We start from the raw sequence: 16719 nt of genomic DNA, 5'->3' as shown, positions 1-16719 counted from the left end.
GGGGGAGTGGCTCATGGTTTCATCGATAGCCAAGGCAGCGGATGTGCCCGCGTTACACCTGACTGGAGTCAGCAAACGGTTCGGCGCCACTCAGGCGCTGGACCGGGTCAACCTGAGAGTGGCGTCCGGAACGATTCACGGGCTGGTGGGCGAGAACGGCGCAGGCAAGTCAACCTTGATCAAGGTGCTGGCAGGCATTCATCGCGCTGACGCGGGCAGCCTCAGCATCCACGGCCAGCCATTCGATGCGTTGACGCCGCGCCAGGTCGAGTCACTGGGGGTGCATTTCATTCATCAGGAACGCTTGCTGCCGGGCAGTTTCACGGTTGGGGAAGCGTTGTTTTTCGGTCAGGAGATCAAGCGTGGGTTGTTCGTCGACCGACGTGCTCAGGACCGCGAGGCCGCTCGGTTGCTGGACGATTACTTTGCCATGCGCTTGCCGAGCGGTGCGCTGATACGCGATCTGGACAGTGCCCAGCGGCAGATATTACAGATCACTCGGGCACTGCTGGCCAGGCCCAAAGTGTTGGTGTTCGATGAACCAAGCGTTTCGCTGGTCAAGCAGGAGGTGGACCGGTTGCTGGCCATTGTGCGGCGTTTGCGCGATGAAGGGCTGACGATTGTGTACATCTCCCATTACCTTCAGGAAATCGAATCGCTGTGCGATCAGGTTACAGTTCTGCGCAATGGTCGCGATGTGGCAGTGGTCGATCCCGCAACGACCAGCACGGCGCAGATTGCCCGGCTGATGGTCAATCGCGATGTAGGTGAGCAGTACATTCGCTCGAAGGCTGTTCCCGGTGACGATGTTCTGCAGCTCAGCGGGCTGGGGGCAGGGCGTTACTACGACGGTATTGATCTGCGCGTGCGGCGTGGTGAAGTGCTCGGCCTGACCGGGCTGGTCGGTTCTGGCGCGAAAGAGCTGCTCAAAAGCCTGTTCGGGTTGCTCAAGCCTGATCGTGGCGAGTTACGGGTAAACGGCCAGCCTTTGCGCCTGAAGTCGCCCCGTGATGCCGTGCGCAACGGCATTGCGCTGGTTCCCGAAGAGCGCCGGACTCACGGTGTGGCCCCCGCGCTTTCCGTGCTGGAAAATATCACCTTGGCGAGCCTGGGACGATTCAGCCGCCGAGGGTTCCTGGATGGCCCTGCCCAGGCCCGGGAGAGCGAGCGACTGATCGACGAACTGGCGATCAAGACGCCTGACCACGATGCAGCGGTCCAGTTGCTCAGCGGCGGCAACCAGCAAAAAGTTGCTCTGGCGAAATGGCTGAGTCGACATTCCTCGCTGTACTTGCTGGACGAGCCCAGCGTAGGTGTCGACATCGGCGCAAAAGTAGAAATCTACCGGCTGATCGCGCGGCTCGCCGAGGCCGGTGCGGCGGTGCTGGTGTTGTCGTCGGATCTGCCCGAACTGATCGGCATCACTCACCGTATTGTGGTCCTGCACCGCGGCCGTATTGCAGGCGAATTCGATTCACACGCCACGGACAGCGATGAGTTGCTGGCCTGTGCCACCGACGCCAGTGAGCGTCGCCGGCCTCTCGAAACCCTACGTGATGAGGAGGTTGGCAATGTCCACGCATGAAGTGATTGCCAGCCTTGACGTTGACCCTGCGCCACAAATGCTTGTGCGCCTGGCTCAGCGCGGGTCTGTGCTGGTGTTTCTGGCAATTCTGCTGGTATTCGCCGTTAGCGCACCGAATTTTCTCAGCACCGCCAACCTCAGCAACGTGTTCGCCCAGTCGGCGGTACTGGGCATTCTGGCGCTGGGCCTGACCTGCGTGGTCATCGGCGGCGGTTCCAATGTAGTCAGCGGCGGGCTGGATCTGTCGCTGGCGGCCAATCTCGGGTTATGTGCAGCGGTTTACAGCAGCCTGAACAATGCCGGGTTTGAAGCCTGGCAGACGATTTCCCTGACGTTTGGTTGCGGCCTGCTGGTTGGCGCTTTCAACGGGCTGGCGGTGGTGCTCGTGCGTTTGCCGCCCTTGCTGGCAACCCTCGCGAGCATGAACCTGATTGCAGGGCTTGAGCTGGTGCTGACCCAGAACACCGTGCTGGCTACCGATTCCGAACTGCTTGACAGCCTGGCGTCGGGTGTCTGGCTCGGTATCCCGGCGTTGGCGTGGGTATTGATGGGTGTGGCGGCAGGGTTGTGGCTATTGATTCAGCACAGTGCCTTCGGATTGCGCCTGTACGCCATCGGTGAATACCCCCAGGCCGCAAAGGCTGCCGGATTGAGCCTGCAGCGCTATGTGTTCGCCAGCTACCTGATTGCCGGTGGCTGCGCGGCCATTGCGGCGTTCTGTTCTGCGGCGTTTTTCAGCGGCAGCACCACCGGTTCCGGCGACATGCTGCTGTCGGTGGTGGCCATTGCTTTCCTGGGTGTGGTGTTTTCGCGCCGTTTGACGGCAAACATTCCTGGCACTCTGCTGGCGACCCTGTTACTGGGGTTCCTGATCAATGGGTTCCAGTTGCTGAACATCTCCAACTTCTGGGTCAACGGCGTGCAAGGGGTGTTGATTCTGGTGGTGGTTGCGTTTTCCGGAGTGCTTGCCCGACAGGAAGGTGAACAATGAGTACGTTGGCTCTGAATACCCCGTCCGCGCTGGTGAAAGTGTTGCCGCGCCTGTTGCCTGCGGTTCTGCCGTTACTGGTGCTGATCATCCTGCTGTTTTTCGCCCTCAATGCGCCTGGCTTCCTGAGCTGGGGCAATCTGTCGAGCCTGGTCCTGAACAATTTCGTATTGCTGGCCATCGTGGCAATCGGGATGACCTGGGCGGTGGCCGTGGGCGGGATTGATCTGTCGGTGGGCACGGCACTGGATTTTGCCAGCCTCGGTTTTGTGGTGGCGCTCAACGCCGGTCACGGTCTGGGCGTGGCCATTGCGATTGCGTTGCTGGCGGGTGTGACGGCAGGCGTATTCAATGCACTGCTGATCGCCGGGCTGCGTATTTCGCCGTTTCTGGCGACGCTGGGCACCTTGTTCATCGGCACCAGCGTGCAGCAATTGCTGTCCGATGGCGGCCAGCCGATCTACATCGCCCAGGGTGCATTACCGGGCATCAGCAGTGTGTCGATTCTGGGGGTGCCGTTGCCGCTGGTGGTCATGGCGCTGCTGGCCAGTGTCTACGGGCTGCTGCTGGCTCGCGGGCGTCTGGGGCGCGAGATTCTGGCCGTGGGCACGCAACCGCAACTGGCCTACTACTCGGGCCTCTCCACCCGGCGCATCGCCGCGCTGGTGTTCCTCGGCGCCGCGCTGGCCTGCTCGGTCGCCGGCATCCTGCTCAGTTCCACCGTCAACGCCTACGTACCTATGTCCGGCAATGCCTACCTGATCAATGCGATTGGCGCCGTGTTCATCGGCACAACGCTGAGTCGCCTGGGACGGCCCAACATCGTTGGAACACTGCTGGGCGTTCTGCTCATCAATGTAATCGCGAATGGCCTGCTGTTGATCGGCTGGAACTTCTATTGGCAGCAGGTCGCGACCGGGGTGCTGATCCTGATGGTGCTGGCGTTCAGTTTTACCAGCCGCCACCTGCTGCGTAACGCGGTCTGAATGAGGTTTCAGGCTTTACCGGTGCCGCTGCCGATCTGCCATACAAAGGGCGGCTCGGTGCCGTTGATGCGCCAGTCGCCGACAATGCGCGCCTTGTAGATCAGCGGATTGTGCGACGCCGCGGTGCGTGCATTGCGCCAGTGGCGATCCAGCGCCTTGTTGACGCTCACGCCCGACGCGCCCAGCGCATTGAACAGCTCGGTGGCAGAACGCAGGACCAATTCCGACACGATCACCTGCGCCTTGGCCGTTTCGATTTCCGCTGCGATGTTGGCGTCGTGTTCCTGTCGGGCGTCGTTGCCGAAACGTGCCACATAGGCACGTTGCAGGGGTTCGGCGGACCGCAGCGTTGCGGCTTCGGCGGCATACACCTGCGCGGCGATCTGCCCGACCACGTGTTGCACCTGCGCATCCTGGCTGACGCTGCCGGCATTGCCGTGGCTGAAGATGCGTTTGCGGTCACGCACCTCTTGGGCAATGTCACGCTCGATGGCTCGGCCAATGCCTGCCAGCACGGCCAGCAGCACCAACTGATAAAACGCCGTCTGGTATTTGAAACGCTGCTCGAACGGGATGACATGGGTAGCAGGCAGCGGCACATTGTCGTAGACCGATGTGCCGCTGCCGGTGGTGCGCTGGCCGAATCCGTCCCAGTCGTCACTGTGGCGTACGCCCGCATGCCTGGCGTCCACCACCGCAATCACATCGGCGCCGGTGTCGGCGCGCCGGGCGTAGACGTCGATCCAGTCGGCAAAGATGCTGCCGGTGCTGTAGAACTTGGTGCCGTTCAGCACGAAACCATCGCCCTGACGGCTGACCTTGGTGATGACGTCGCCGATGTTGACTGCGCCGACTTCGGTCCAGCCGTTACCGACCAGATCACCGGCGACGAAGCGTGCGAACCATTTGTCACGGTCTGCGCCTGGTGGCGCATTCAGGCGATCCTCGACAAAGGCGAAATGCGCCCGCAGCGCCTGCGGAATATTCGAGTCGGCTTCAGCCAGTTCTATCAATAGCTGAAATAACTGGCCAATCGACGCGCCGGCACCGCCGTATTCGGTGGGAACACGCACGGCGCCGAAGCCGGCTTTCTTGAGCCATTCGACAGGTTCATAGGGCAGGGCGCGGGCTTTCTCCCGTTCGACGTTGCCAGCGCTGATCTCTCGAAAGATCGGCCGGAATCGGTTGGCCAGGGTTTCGTAATCCGTCCCCAGCGACAGTGGGTTTGAACCGGTGGATTGAGTCATGCAATGCTCCTGAGCAGGTCGGGCCAATGAATGGGGTCGTTCAGCTCAGTGCATGCTTTGTGCCTGAATGTAAGGCCATGAGTTTGCTGGTTATTTTTTTATGGCTCAGGCGCTTCTGTTGAACACGCAACAGCTGTGCAACAGCCTGTCAGCAAACCGCACATTCAGCACCGGGCACTTTGAATCACTGTTCAACCAGCAACAGCGTTTAGGCATTTTGTGCGGTGTGATCCTGCCGATTATCAGGATGTGTATTTAACTTTATGTTTTAAAAGAAAAATATTTTCCGGCATGGGCTGTGCAATGTTCGAGGCTACGCGTGTTGAGTGTTCTCAACCTGTCGCCAACGATCAGGAGTCAGCCCATGAGCATCCCGCCTCCCATTCCGCCCAAGGCACACGTGATTGCTTCGGATGCCGAAGCCATAGACGTCGCCAAAGCATTGGCCGGCCGTTTTGCCGAAGAAGCTTCGCTTCGGGATCGCGAACGCCGTCTGCCCGTCACCGAGCTGGATGAATTCTCTGCCAGCGGCCTGTGGGCCATCACCGTTCCGAAGGCCTACGGCGGCGCCGGCGTTTCCTACGTCACCGTGGCGCAGGTGATCAAAATCATTTCTGCCGCCGATTCTTCCCTCGGGCAAATCCCGCAAAACCATCTGGGCGTGCTCGATATCCTGTTGCAAACCGGCACCGAGGAGCAAAAACGGCACTACTTCGCCAAGGCTCTGGCGGGCTACCGTTTCGGCAATGCGTTTTCCGAGTCGAAGAGCAAGAACGCCGGAGCCTTTCAGACCCGGATTCGGTTCGAGGGTGAGCAGGCATGGCTGGACGGCGAGAAGTTCTACTGCACAGGCGCACTGTTTGCCCACATCGTGCCGGTGGTGGGTGTCGATGAGCAGAACAAGGCGTTCATTGCCTTTGTCGAGCGTGACAATCCCGGGTTGACCATCATCGACAGTTGGGACGGCTTCGGTCAGCGCACCACGGCCAGTGGCGGCGCCGTTCTGAAGGCGGCACGGGTGCCCGTCAGCGCGGTGATTCCGGCGCATCAGGCGTTTGATCAGCCGACCGCTCATGGCCCGATTTCGCAGATCATCCAGGCGGCGGTGGACACCGGCATCGCCCACGGTGCATTCGAAGAAACCCTCAAGTACGCACGTCTGGCACGGCCGTGGATCGACAGCAAACAGGATTTCGGCTGGCAGGACCCGTTCAGCATCGCCATCGTCGGTGACCTGCAATGGCAACTGCACGGCACCGACGCGATTCTTGCCAAAGCCGGGGAGGCCATCGATCAGGCGCTTGCCGAACCGAGCGAAGCCAGTGTTGCGCGCGCCTCGGTAATTGTCGCGCAGGCCAAAGTGCTGTCGGCGCAGATCGCCTTGCTCGCCAGCAGCAAGCTGTTTGAACTGGCCGGCACCCGCTCGGTAACGGGCACGCTCAACCTCGACCGTTATTGGCGCAATGCCCGTACCCACACGCTGCATGACCCGGCGCGCTGGAAGTACCACCTGATCGGTAATCAGGTGCTCAACAACATCCCGCCGCCACGTCACGCCTGGAACTGATCAAGGAACCGCCTCATGCCTCATCCTGCTATTACCGCGCAACTGGCAGTCGCCCGCGAAGACCTGGGTCATGCCCGACGCGGGTTTCTGTACACCCTCGATTACCTTCGCGAGCAGGGCCAGCCTTGGGCGCTCGGTGATCCGAAGCGCATCGTCGATGACCCTTATGTGATCAGCAAAGTCGGCGACCTGCAAATTCGTCTGGAAGTCGCTGCGGCGTTGCTTGAGCGCGCTCAGGGTCTGGACGGCTCGCCCGAGCAGCGCCTGATCGCCAGTAGCGAGGCGGTCATTGCCAGTGCCGACGCGCTTCAGGCTGTCGGCAACATTCAGTACGAACTGACCGGGCAACGCCTGTCGCTGTCGGCTCAGACCGAACGCGAACCCTTGCGCTGGCACTATCAGGTGATCGGCAACCAACGCCTCAACGGTGCAGTACCGCCGCAGCTTCAGGAGTAAGCGCATGTCTCGTCAAATACGCCTCAACGCCTTCGACATGAATTGCGTCGGTCACCAGTCGCCGGGGCTTTGGGCGCACCCGCGTGACCGGTCGTGGCAGTACAAGGACCTGGAATACTGGACTGATCTGGCGAAGATTCTCGAGCGCGGCAAGTTCGACGGCCTGTTCATTGCCGATGTGCTGGGCATCTACGATGTCTACCGTGGCAACGGTGACGCAGCGATCCGCCAAGCCACGCAGGTGCCGGTCAATGACCCGTTGCAGTTGATTACGCCGATGGCGCTGGTGACCGAGCACCTGGGATTCGGGCTGACGGCGTCATTGTCATTCGAACATCCTTATCCGTTTGCCCGGCGCCTGTCGACGCTGGATCATCTGACCAAGGGTCGGGCAGGCTGGAACATCGTGACGTCTTATCTGGAAAGCGGTGCCAGAAACCTGGGCCAGAAAACGCTTACTGAGCACGATGCGCGCTATGACTATGCCGAGGAGTACCTGGAGGTTTGTTACAAACTGTGGGAAGGCAGTTGGGAAGAGGGCGCAATCCTGCGTGACCGTGAACGGCGGTTGTTCAGCGACCCGAGCAAGATCCACGAGATTCACCACATCGGTAAGCATTTTCAGGTTCCCGGCATTCACCTGTGCGAGCCTTCGCCGCAGCGTACACCGGTCCTCTATCAGGCAGGGGCTTCGGGCCGAGGCAAGCAGTTTGCCGCCGAGCACGCGGAGTGCGTTTTTGTGGCTGCCCCCTCCAAAGTCCTGCTGAAAAAGACCGTCGCCGATATTCGCCGTCGCACCGCCGAGGCCGGTCGCGACCCCTCAAAGGTGCTGATATTCAACTTGCAGACGGTGATCCTTGGCGAGACCGACGCCAAGGCCAAAGCCAAATTCGAGGAGTACAAAAGCTGGGTGAGTTATGAAGGGGCAATGGCGCTGATTTCAGGCTGGACCGGCATCGACTTCAGCCAGTTCAAGCCTGACGAGCCGCTGCGGCATGTGCATACCAATGCCATCCAGTCGGCAGTCGAGACATTTTCCACTGCCGACCCCAATACCGTATGGACCCCGCAGGCGTTGGCCGACTGGGTCGGCATCGGCGGCTTCGGCCCCTTGTTTGTCGGCAGCCCGGAGACCGTTGCGGACTTGTTGCAGGAGTGGGTCGAAGACACCGATGTCGACGGCTTCAATCTGGCGTATGCACTGACCCATGAAACCTTCATTGATGCCGTTGAACTGTTGGTGCCGGAGCTTCAGAAACGTGGTGTCTACAAGACCGAATACGCCAAAGGCACCCTGCGTGAGAAGTTGTTTGGCGATGGCCCGCGCCTGGAAGCCGGCCATCCGGGGGCCGGGTTTCGGGACCTGGCCGCGCTGAATCGCCGTCGCGAGACAGAGAGTGCCTGATCGCCGTAACCGGTGATTATCGTCATACACAAGTCCAGTAGTAGCGAGTCGACCCGTCACGAGTACCGCGCGCAGCTTAAGCTGCGCACGTGTGCAAGTGCCGGACGAGTTGCCCTCCAGCCTGCTGCAACGCCGTCCTGATGTATTGAGCGCAGAGCACAGCCTGAAGTGGGCGAACATCGACGTTGGCGCTGCGCGCGTAGCGTTCTTTCCCGGTATTACGTTGACTGCCAGCGCAGGTTCTTCCCGTTCGCGTCTGTCCGGGCTGTTCAAATCAGCAACCGGCGCCTGGTGTTTTTCGCCGGGGGTTCCAATCGGGCCACGCTGGGCTCTGCCAAGATCCAGACTTGTCAGCAGACAATCCAGGCAGCGTTCAAGGAATTCGCCTATGCGCTATATCGCGGTGGTTCGCAGAGTTACCTCGAAGCGCTCGAATCTCAGCGTTCCCTTTACAGCGCCGAACAGGACCTGATTTCACTGCGCCTGACCGAGCAGAGCAACCGCGTCACGCTCTACAAAGTCATGGGCGGCGGGTGGAACCCTTGACGGTTTTTTCTACTAGCCTTAAGAAATCAGCCACTTAACCGTTTAACCTTTGTCGGCAGTGCGGTCATCAGTGGGGCGTGCTGCCGTTTTGATCCTTCATGAACAGGAGTTCTCATGAAACCAACCCTACCGAGGTGCGTGTGCGCCCTGATGCTGCTGACCGGTTCAGTCACTTTACAGGTTCAGGCCAAACCGCTGGCAGCTGGCTCCGCTGATGCGGTTGCCAGACTTCCAGTGATCAAGCCTGTTACCGCGTGCGCCGAGCTGGCCAAGGTCGCACTCGACGATATCGGCGGGCAGGGCAGCAGCGTGTTGTCGGCCAGCGAATCCACCCGTGAAGGCGTCGCGGTGTGTGCGGTTGAAGGCCGGTTGGCACCCGAGATCGGTTTCAAGCTGGAGCTGCCCGTCAGTACCTGGGCACAACGTTACCTGCAAGTGGGGTGCGGTGGATTGTGCGGCAATATCAGTACGAAGGTGCGTGTTGCAGAAGGCTGCAAACCGCTGAAAACCGGAGCGTTCGCCGTGGCTTCCACCGACATGGGCCATCAGGCGTCCGACAAGACGTTCGGCGATGACCCACAGAAGCGCGTCGACTTCGCCTATCGCGGCGTGCATCTGACCGCGCTGGCCTCTAAGAAACTGATCGCTGCTTTTTATGGGCAGAAACCTGAATACGCCTATTTCTCGGGGTGTTCCGATGGCGGGCGCGAGGCCTTGATCGAGGCTCAGCGCTACCCGGATGACTTTAACGGCATCACCGCCGGAGCGCCTGCACTGAACTTTCAGGTGCAGAAAACGCTGTACCACGGCTGGATGGCGCAATCCAATACCGGGCCAGACGGCAAGCCGATTCTGCTGGCCTCAAAGCTACCGCTGTTGCACAAGGCTGTACTGGCCCAGTGTGACGTGCTGGACGGGCAGATCGACGGGCTTATTGCTGATCCGCGCCTCTGCGACTTCGATCCTTCGGTGCTGCAGTGCAAGGCCGCTGCGGATACCGCCAATTGCCTCAGCGAGCCGGAAGTCGCTGCGGTCAAACGTTTCTACGCGGGGCCGAAGGATCCGGCCAGTGGCGAACGCCTGATCATCGGTGGCCCGCAACCCGGATCGGAACTGGCCTGGGCAGGCGTGTTCGTGCCCGTGACTGCGGATCAGACGGTCTACAGTAAGACGGCAGCGACGGAGGCTATTCGCAACCTGGTGTTCGAGGAAAACCCCTCTGCGGAGGTTGATCTGAGCACGCTGCGCTTCGACAAAAGCATTTTTGACAAGCTGCGCCCGCTGCATCCTTTGTATGACGCCACCAACCCCGACCTTTCGCCCTTCGCCAGCCGTGGCGGCAAACTGATCCTCTGGCATGGCTGGGCCGATCCGAATGTCTCGCCGCTCAACACCCTGGCGTATCACGAAGCTGTCGAAGCAAAGATGGGCAAAGCCCGCACTGAGTCCTTTGAGCGCCTGTACATGCTGCCCGGTGTTTATCACTGCGGCAGCGGGGAAGGGCCGAGCGTGGTCGACCTGCTCACGCCCATGATGGCCTGGGTCGAAGGTGGCCGTGCGCCGAATGCAATCGTTGCCCGGCAGGCCTGGCCAGACAAAACCGCTAAAGACCGGCCCCGCACGCAGCAGCCACTGCCCACGTTTCTGGTGAACGAAAACATTGCCAACCGTGGCCGCACACGCAGGGTTTTTCCGTATCCATTCATGGCCGAGTACGACCACAAAGGCTATTCGAGAAGCGCAAACCGCTATCAGCGCGCAGAGCCGCTGACCACGGAAAAGACCCCGCAGTGGATGGGTTCAAGTTTCTTTCAGCCCTACACCGCTCGGGAGCTTTAGGCTCGAAGCTTTGCAAAGCGGGTGCCTGTCAGGCGAATTATTTTCGCGTCGTTCTTGACATGGCATCCGAACCAGTAGAGAATTGCGTCCATTCCTGAACGCGGAATTTAAAAAAACCCTTAAGATTCAATGGGTTGGAAGCCAAAGAAATAGTGGTTTCCCATATAGTTCAACACGTTTGATGCAGCGGTAAAGCATCCGACGTATGAGGCCGAGTAGCAAAATGGTTATGCAGCGGATTGCAAATCCGCCTACGCCGGTTCGATTCCGACCTCGGCCTCCACTATTCAAAGCCCCGCAGACTAACATCTGCGGGGTTTTTTATTGGGCGCTGGAAAGTGAGGGGTTCCGACACTTTCTCATCTTTGAAGGTAAAGACGATGTCCTCTCCAAAAGCAGACTATGGAACGATGAACATAGGCTTTGTCGAGATGTGGCGAACTGATATCCTGCGCTTCACCGACCACGAGGGATCATTTATGCGCAGGACAGCGGTATTGCTTATTTCAGCGTTGGCTCTATCCGGTTGCGGGCAGCCTAAGCTAGATGCAAGCTCAGATGAAGCGCTTCAAAAGTCCATTACTAAAGTGTCGGATAGTCTTTCAGGCGAAAAAAAGGAGCAATTTAAAAGCAATGTGCAATTAGTTGCCTTAAGCCAGTTGGACATGGGGCGCGTTCTGAAAGGCGAAAGTAACGGTACTACAGCAAAAATGAACATGCTTTCCGTGCTGGACGGAAAAACGGCTGACGATGTTGCTGCGGAAGCAAAACGTATAGTCGAAGAGCGCCAGGCGCGGGAGCGGACGCAAGCGAATTTGGAAATAAACGATCTGACAGAGAAGCAGAAAAATTCGGAGGCAGCCAAGGCTCAGCTTTCAAAGTTTACAGTGGTGAAATCTATCTTCTACCTGCGTGAAGAGAAGTACTCCACCACGCCCAAGCCGATCATAGAGTTGATGGTCAAAAATGACACCGGCAAGGCTATTTCGCATGCTTATTTCAGAGGCACGGTTGCGTCGCCCGGTAGGTCTGTCCCTTGGTACGTCGGTGACTTTAACTACGCGATTAGCGGCGGGTTGGAGTCTGGGGAAACTGCGATTTGGGTGATGGCGCCTACCGTGTATAGCGATTGGGCCAAGATAAGGGCTACTAACGACGCTGTTTTTACAGTTGAGGTTCTTAGGGTCGACAGCCCGGATAATGCTCCTTTGTACGACGCTACGGGGTTAACTGAGCGTGAGCAGAAAAGATTGCAGGAACTCAAAAGTAAATATGCCGGAGGCTGAATCCACTCATTAAGAAAAACCGCTGCGGCGGTTTTTTTCTGTCTGAAGAAAATGAATGAGCCAGTCACTGGGTGCGCTTACGCTGGAACGAGTGGCCCGAATAGGATCATTTACAGGGCTGTAGAGTTGTCGAGCTCCTCGGGTTAGGGAGTGGTGTTCGTCGGCAAGACGCCGGAGAGGGTTAAAATCAGTTCTGAAAGAAAAGCAGGTTCCGCATTCTACGGAGCCTCATGAATGGAGGCAGCCATGCTGTCTGAACGAGAAGCGCGGCGATTCAAGCTTCAGCGCGGGTTATCCATTTTTTTGCTGAGCGTGGCGGGGCTCTTCCTGGCCGAGAGTCTTTATGTCTATGCAGCCTGCGGCGGGCCGGGCTATCCCGTATTCAAAGGGGTTGTGGCTGTGGGGTCAGGTTCGGTCATGTTTTATTTCTCGAAGCGCTGGTGACCGAAATGCACAGCGCTCATGTCCGGCCAGACCATCGGTCTTGCGCTTCAGGATAAGGACGGCATCGCTACAGCACGATTATTGCTTGGCAAGCCCGCCTGTATCGTCAGGCTTGACCGAGGATATTTCAATGAGCAAACCCCTTGTCCAATGGCCGATCAACCCGCACAGAACCGCCGTCATCGTTGTGGACATGCAAAAGGTCTTCTGCGAGCCGCATGGTGCGTTGTACGTGAAAAGCACGGCTGACATTGTCCAGCCCATCCAGGCGCTGCTTGGCGTAGCCCGTGCTGCTCAGGTGGCGGTGGTCTATCTGCGCCACACAGTGCGCGGCGATGGCTCGGATACCGGGCGCATGCGTGACCTGTATCCGAATGTTGACCAGATCCTTGCGCGCCACGACCCGGACGTTGACATCATCGAAGCACTGGCGCCCGAGGCGGGCGATGTCATCGTCGACAAGTTGTTTTACAGCGGTTTTCACAACACTGACCTGGACACGGTATTACGTGCGCGCGATGTCGACACCCTTGTTGTTTGCGGCACGGTGACCAATGTCTGCTGCGAAACCACGATCAGAGACGGTGTGCATCGTGAATACAAGGTCATTGCGCTGAGTGACGCAAACGCAGCGATGGATTATCCGGATGTGGGGTTTGGCGCTGTTTCGGCCGAAGACGTGCAGCGTATATCGATGACAACGATTGCCTACGAATTTGGTGAAGTGGCTACCACGGCAGACGTCATCCGGCGTATCGAAAACGCATAGCGGCCGCTGCTCGACCGTGCGCAGTTATGGCCCGTTTCCGGTGTTTGCGCATTCAAACCATGCGCTCTGTTTCAGACTGTTTGATCTGATTGCGTGGTGTGATTTGGCTAACTCTTTGTATATCGAACGGATTCATCGGGTGGCACAGTTTCTGCTCTTGCCCCGCTGACCTTCACCCTTGGCGGTGAAACTTTTCCGCGTCGTGTCTGCGAGAGGAATCAGCCGTATGACTCTGCAATATGTGCCCATTATCAACCTGGCCCCTTATTTTTCAGGAGAACCTGGCGGCAAGGCCGCCGTGGCGCAGGCGGTCAACCAGGCGTGTAAGGACATCGGATTTCTGGTCATTACCGAACACCGGATTCCCACCGAACTGATTGAGCGGGTCTCACGTGTGACCCGGCAGTTTTTCGATCTGCCGCTTTCTGAGAAGCGCAAGGTCGACCGTCCCAGTCCGGACATGGTGCGTGGTTACAGTGCAGTGGCCGAGGAAAGTCTGTCGTATTCGCTGGAGGAAAGTGCGCCTGGTGATCTCAAGGAGTCGTTTTCCATCGGGCCGAGCGATGTGCCGAATGAAGACTATTACCATAACGCCCAGGCTGGCCCGCACTTCGCCCCCAACGTCTGGCCTGCTAAAGAGCGGGTGCCGGGGTTTCAGCAGGCTTATCAGGAATACTTCGACGCGATGAGCCAGTTGGCTCAATCGTTGATGCGCCTGTTTGCAGTGGCGCTGGAACTGGACGAGCGCTTTTTCGATGACAAGATTGATCGCCATATCAGCATGTTTCGCAGCCTCAGTTATCCGGACATCAAGACCGAGGTCGAAGTGGGGCAATTGCGGGCCAGTGCGCATACCGACTACGGCAGCCTGACCATCGTGCGTCCTGACAATGCATTGGGTGGCTTGCAGGTCCGCAATCAGCAAGGCGCATGGGTCGATGTGCCCTATGTCGAGAACGGTTTCGTGGTCAATATAGGCGACCTGATGATGCAGTGGACCAACGACCAGTGGATTTCCACGTTGCACCGCGTGGTCAACCCGCCGATGACCAGCGAGCAGGATAACCGGCGTCAGTCATTGGTGTTTTTTCACCAGCCTAACTACGACGCGCTGATCGAATGCCTGCCAGGTTGCCTGCTGCCAGGCACAACGCCGCGTCACGCGCCGGTCACGTCGGGCGACCACTTACTGGCCAAGTTCGTCAAACAGACGACTTTCGGCGGCAGCAAGGTGGCCTGATATGAACACACTGTCCTACGTCAACGTGTTTGCTCAGGACATCGTCGGCCTGAGTCGTTTCTATTCGGAGCTGTTCGGTTTCAGCGAAATAGAGGCAATCAGGTCGCCGATCTTTCGTGGGCTGGACACGGGCAAATCCTGTATAGGCTTCAACGCGCTGGATGCGTACGCATTGCTGGGTCTGGATGAGTTTATCGGTAGCAGCGGGTGTCGGTTTTTGCTCACTATTGATGTCGAGGAGCAATCCGAGGTGGACAGGCTGGTACCGTTGGCAGTGGCACTGGGGGCGAGGGCGGTCAAGGCGCCGTATCTGACGTATTACAATTGGTACCAGGCGGTTATGCTGGACCCGGAGGGAAATGTGTTTCGGATCAATTACATGCTTTGACGTGATGATGCTCTGAAAAGCAGTCCGGAGCAGAACCTGGTCTCAGAGAGGCATCACTTCAGAGTTCTGCGTCAACGTCTACTGGTTGGTCTGCTAGCTATCAGACGCGTGAAAGCAGGTCTTCAATTGTGTGACAGGCAAGGAATGCCTGATTCAACAACTGAGGGCATGGAAATGAGTAAATCTAACGACAAAAAAACTTCCCCCGGGGAAGGCAAACACGGGTGGGTGAAATCCCCTTTGTCTCGTGCGCAGTATGCCGTGAATGTGAACATGATGCTGGACTGGCACCGTGACGCGTGTGAGGGAGACAAAAATTTTCCCGATATTATGGGTGGTCCCGCCCACGACTTTCCTGAAAGTGATTACAAAAGTGAAGCGCCTCCCCCCGATGGACTTATCTTGAGCGGCGGCATGAGCGATGCGCGTATTTGCTTAAACTTTACCGACGCTGAGCTGGTTCAAAAATTAAAGGAAAAAGACGAAAATACAACAGTTCAAGGCTGGCCTCGTATTAATGTGAAAGGCGAAAAAGAGATTGCAGTGAATTGGGGTTATTCTGCGGATCATGTTACGCGTGGCTACCGCTGCTTTATTACCAAAGATAATTGGAATGAAAACCATCGAATCACACGCGATGATTTCAAGGGCAAGAATTACGTCAAAGACGATAACCACTTTACAGAACACTCTAACGATGGGCTGCTGTGGAGTCAGATATCTACATTGAGTCCTTTCAGCGAGCATCGAGAAGAGCTTGCGCCGGTCACAACAATGTCTATTACATTGCCCGATGACAAGCACGGACATCATGTACTTCTCGTTCTCTGGATTGTGGCCGAGACCAGCAAAGCGTTCTACCAAGTGATTGATGTCGACTTTGATCAGTGAGGGTCTCAGGATGACAGCTAAGATCTCTGAGGCCCGTCTTCAATCTTGCGCAGGGCACGGCAGGGCGTCTAGATAGGAGTTTAGGCGTTGCGGATCGGAACTGTTTTTGCGGACCAAAAAGGGCTTGCTGAGCAGATTGCCCCGTAAGCCCTTGATACATATGCGATGCCTCAAGCCGGTGCCGCAGCGGCACGTCCAGCTCTATCAGGGATAGGTTATAGCGTGCATGACAATGACATCAGCCTGTACTGTCACGTCCAGCATGATTGAAGAGGTCAAGGCGTTGTCTTGCGTCCAGCCATATGGTGCAAATAGGCCATTAACTTCTCCAAGTCTGCATCCGGCAATACCGTTTCCGAAAACGCCGGCATTTTCGCTTGCGGCCACTGGCGTAAGTCCTGAGGGTTGCGAATGTAGCGCTTGAGGAAGTCCATTCCCAAATACTCGGTCGGGCTATAGGGAATATTCAGGTCCGGCCCGAACTGCGCATCGCCTGCACCGTTCAAGCGATGACACGCCAGACAGTTTTTCTGAAACAGCGCAAACCCCTGATTGACCGGATCATCACTCTTGGGCGCCGGGTCCGGCAGCAGGGCGGGGAAGCGCTCGGAAACCGAAGCCATACGTTTAATGCTGGCCACTTCAAACGGCCATTGCTCCGGGCTGATATTTCCAGCCTGAGGGTCCGTCCATACCAGATAGAAAGGCCCTGCACCGGGTTTGCCGGCAGACAGAGGCGGCCACGGATGGGCAGGGTCTTCAATCGCCAGCCACGCTCGCGCACCCTTATCGTTGAGCAACGGCGCGGCGGCCAACTCTGCGGCAAACCCGTCCAGAGCGACTGCCTGCAGGTGATCGCCGGGCTTGATACCTGTCAGCAGCGCAGCCAAGGGCACGGCGCTGTAGACCATGTCCTTCTTGTAGGCCACATCATTTTTAACAGTAATGACTTGCCGTTGAGGGTGGGTAAGTAATTCTTCTGTTTGCCAGGTGCGGTTGTTACGGTCCAACTGCAACTCCAGTTGAGCAGCGGACAACGGCAGACTCAGCAACAAAGCCCCGACCAAAATAAGCGCTTTCAC

General features: G+C 57.9%; 16 protein-coding genes and 1 tRNA gene. 15 read left to right on the top strand and 2 right to left on the bottom strand.

All coding sequences use genetic code 11. The annotated features are described in order from the left end of the window. Positions 1-13 precede the first annotated feature (13 nt). From BW686_RS07830 to BW686_RS07820, 3 genes are read left to right on the top strand one after another with little or no spacing between them, the layout of a single operon-like run. A complete protein-coding gene (locus BW686_RS07830; RefSeq protein WP_084915772.1) occupies positions 14-1585 on the top strand; it encodes a sugar ABC transporter ATP-binding protein in 1572 nt (523 codons plus the stop codon). After that, on the top strand, positions 1572-2576 hold the full coding sequence (locus BW686_RS07825; RefSeq protein ID WP_084915771.1) for an ABC transporter permease: 1005 nt from the start codon (positions 1572-1574) through the stop codon (positions 2574-2576). The genes BW686_RS07830 and BW686_RS07825 overlap by 14 nt, the downstream gene beginning before the upstream one ends. Continuing rightward, on the top strand, positions 2573-3559 hold the full coding sequence (locus BW686_RS07820) for an ABC transporter permease (protein ID WP_084915770.1): 987 nt from the start codon (positions 2573-2575) through the stop codon (positions 3557-3559). The genes BW686_RS07825 and BW686_RS07820 overlap by 4 nt, the downstream gene beginning before the upstream one ends. 8 nt (positions 3560-3567) lie before the next feature. Here the strand turns inward: BW686_RS07820 and BW686_RS07815 are convergent, their stop codons facing one another. Further along, entirely contained in the window at positions 3568-4806 is a 1239-nt protein-coding gene (locus BW686_RS07815; protein ID WP_084915769.1) for an acyl-CoA dehydrogenase family protein, read from the bottom strand. A gap of 364 nt (positions 4807-5170) precedes the next feature. On the opposite strand from BW686_RS07815, the gene BW686_RS07810 reads away from it, so the two are divergent. The 12 genes from BW686_RS07810 to BW686_RS07755 all read left to right on the top strand — a co-directional run bounded on the left by BW686_RS07810 (position 5171) and on the right by BW686_RS07755 (position 15637). Continuing rightward, positions 5171-6373 carry an SfnB family sulfur acquisition oxidoreductase gene (locus BW686_RS07810; protein WP_179149197.1) on the top strand — a complete coding sequence of 401 codons (1203 nt, stop codon included), beginning with the start codon at positions 5171-5173 and terminating at the stop codon, positions 6371-6373. A 15-nt stretch (positions 6374-6388) separates the two neighbouring features. Then, positions 6389-6829: an acyl-CoA dehydrogenase gene (locus tag BW686_RS07805; RefSeq protein WP_084915767.1), complete on the top strand. Its 441-nt coding sequence runs from the start codon at positions 6389-6391 to the stop codon at positions 6827-6829. A gap of 4 nt (positions 6830-6833) precedes the next feature. Next, positions 6834-8234 carry an LLM class flavin-dependent oxidoreductase gene (locus tag BW686_RS07800; RefSeq protein ID WP_084915766.1) on the top strand — a complete coding sequence of 467 codons (1401 nt, stop codon included), beginning with the start codon at positions 6834-6836 and terminating at the stop codon, positions 8232-8234. A 91-nt stretch (positions 8235-8325) separates the two neighbouring features. After that, positions 8326-8706 carry a TolC family protein gene (locus BW686_RS07795; protein ID WP_143514167.1) on the top strand — a complete coding sequence of 127 codons (381 nt, stop codon included), beginning with the start codon at positions 8326-8328 and terminating at the stop codon, positions 8704-8706. Positions 8707-8894: 188 nt separating this feature from the next. Then, on the top strand, positions 8895-10619 hold the full coding sequence (locus BW686_RS07790) for a tannase/feruloyl esterase family alpha/beta hydrolase (protein WP_084915765.1): 1725 nt from the start codon (positions 8895-8897) through the stop codon (positions 10617-10619). Positions 10620-10828: 209 nt separating this feature from the next. Next, a tRNA-Cys gene (locus BW686_RS07785) sits at positions 10829-10902 on the top strand. A gap of 97 nt (positions 10903-10999) precedes the next feature. Next, positions 11000-11905, top strand: a complete 906-nt coding sequence (locus BW686_RS07780) for a DUF6694 family lipoprotein (protein ID WP_256898329.1) — start codon at positions 11000-11002, stop codon at positions 11903-11905. A 246-nt stretch (positions 11906-12151) separates the two neighbouring features. After that, positions 12152-12349 (top strand): hypothetical protein, encoded by a 198-nt coding sequence (locus BW686_RS07775; protein ID WP_086934802.1) that lies wholly within the window; start codon positions 12152-12154, stop codon positions 12347-12349. A gap of 130 nt (positions 12350-12479) precedes the next feature. Continuing rightward, complete coding sequence (locus tag BW686_RS07770) at positions 12480-13118, top strand: cysteine hydrolase family protein (RefSeq protein ID WP_084915763.1); 639 nt, start codon at positions 12480-12482, stop codon at positions 13116-13118. A 226-nt stretch (positions 13119-13344) separates the two neighbouring features. Next, the gene (locus BW686_RS07765) at positions 13345-14358 is read left to right on the top strand and encodes an isopenicillin N synthase family dioxygenase (protein ID WP_084915762.1); all 1014 of its coding nucleotides are present in this window, start codon (positions 13345-13347) and stop codon (positions 14356-14358) included. 1 nt (position 14359) lies between these two features. Further along, a complete protein-coding gene (locus BW686_RS07760; RefSeq protein WP_084915761.1) occupies positions 14360-14746 on the top strand; it encodes a VOC family protein in 387 nt (128 codons plus the stop codon). Positions 14747-14890: 144 nt separating this feature from the next. Beyond that, on the top strand, positions 14891-15637 hold the full coding sequence (locus tag BW686_RS07755) for a lytic polysaccharide monooxygenase auxiliary activity family 9 protein (protein ID WP_084915760.1): 747 nt from the start codon (positions 14891-14893) through the stop codon (positions 15635-15637). Positions 15638-15912: 275 nt separating this feature from the next. Here BW686_RS07755 and BW686_RS07750 read toward each other — a convergent pair whose 3' ends face one another. Continuing rightward, positions 15913-16719, bottom strand: coding sequence for a c-type cytochrome (locus BW686_RS07750; RefSeq protein WP_084915759.1), 807 nt, complete (start codon positions 16717-16719; stop codon positions 15913-15915).

Origin of the sequence: Pseudomonas syringae, assembly GCF_002157375.1 — a bacterium.
Classification (GTDB): domain Bacteria; phylum Pseudomonadota; class Gammaproteobacteria; order Pseudomonadales; family Pseudomonadaceae; genus Aquipseudomonas; species Aquipseudomonas syringae_T.
Note: the sequence above shows the minus strand (reverse complement) of the source record. Positions and strands in the feature narration are given on the sequence as shown.

Excerpts from the sequence above, each read along its gene's own strand:
- BW686_RS07810 (WP_179149197.1), top strand. The coding sequence starts at position 5,171 with ATGAGCATCCCGCCTCCCATTCCGCCCAAGGCACACGTGATTGCTTCG.
- BW686_RS07780 (WP_256898329.1), top strand. The coding sequence starts at position 11,000 with ATGTCCTCTCCAAAAGCAGACTATGGAACGATGAACATAGGCTTTGTC.
- BW686_RS07805 (WP_084915767.1), top strand. The coding sequence starts at position 6,389 with ATGCCTCATCCTGCTATTACCGCGCAACTGGCAGTCGCCCGCGAAGAC.
- BW686_RS07815 (WP_084915769.1), bottom strand. The coding sequence starts at position 4,806 with ATGACTCAATCCACCGGTTCAAACCCACTGTCGCTGGGGACGGATTAC.
- BW686_RS07755 (WP_084915760.1), top strand. The coding sequence starts at position 14,891 with ATGCCTGATTCAACAACTGAGGGCATGGAAATGAGTAAATCTAACGAC.
- BW686_RS07820 (WP_084915770.1), top strand. The coding sequence starts at position 2,573 with ATGAGTACGTTGGCTCTGAATACCCCGTCCGCGCTGGTGAAAGTGTTG.
- BW686_RS07770 (WP_084915763.1), top strand. The coding sequence starts at position 12,480 with ATGAGCAAACCCCTTGTCCAATGGCCGATCAACCCGCACAGAACCGCC.
- BW686_RS07825 (WP_084915771.1), top strand. The coding sequence starts at position 1,572 with ATGTCCACGCATGAAGTGATTGCCAGCCTTGACGTTGACCCTGCGCCA.
- BW686_RS07760 (WP_084915761.1), top strand. The coding sequence starts at position 14,360 with ATGAACACACTGTCCTACGTCAACGTGTTTGCTCAGGACATCGTCGGC.
- BW686_RS07800 (WP_084915766.1), top strand. The coding sequence starts at position 6,834 with ATGTCTCGTCAAATACGCCTCAACGCCTTCGACATGAATTGCGTCGGT.
- BW686_RS07830 (WP_084915772.1), top strand. The coding sequence starts at position 14 with ATGGTTTCATCGATAGCCAAGGCAGCGGATGTGCCCGCGTTACACCTG.
- BW686_RS07775 (WP_086934802.1), top strand. The coding sequence starts at position 12,152 with ATGCTGTCTGAACGAGAAGCGCGGCGATTCAAGCTTCAGCGCGGGTTA.
- BW686_RS07765 (WP_084915762.1), top strand. The coding sequence starts at position 13,345 with ATGACTCTGCAATATGTGCCCATTATCAACCTGGCCCCTTATTTTTCA.
- BW686_RS07790 (WP_084915765.1), top strand. The coding sequence starts at position 8,895 with ATGAAACCAACCCTACCGAGGTGCGTGTGCGCCCTGATGCTGCTGACC.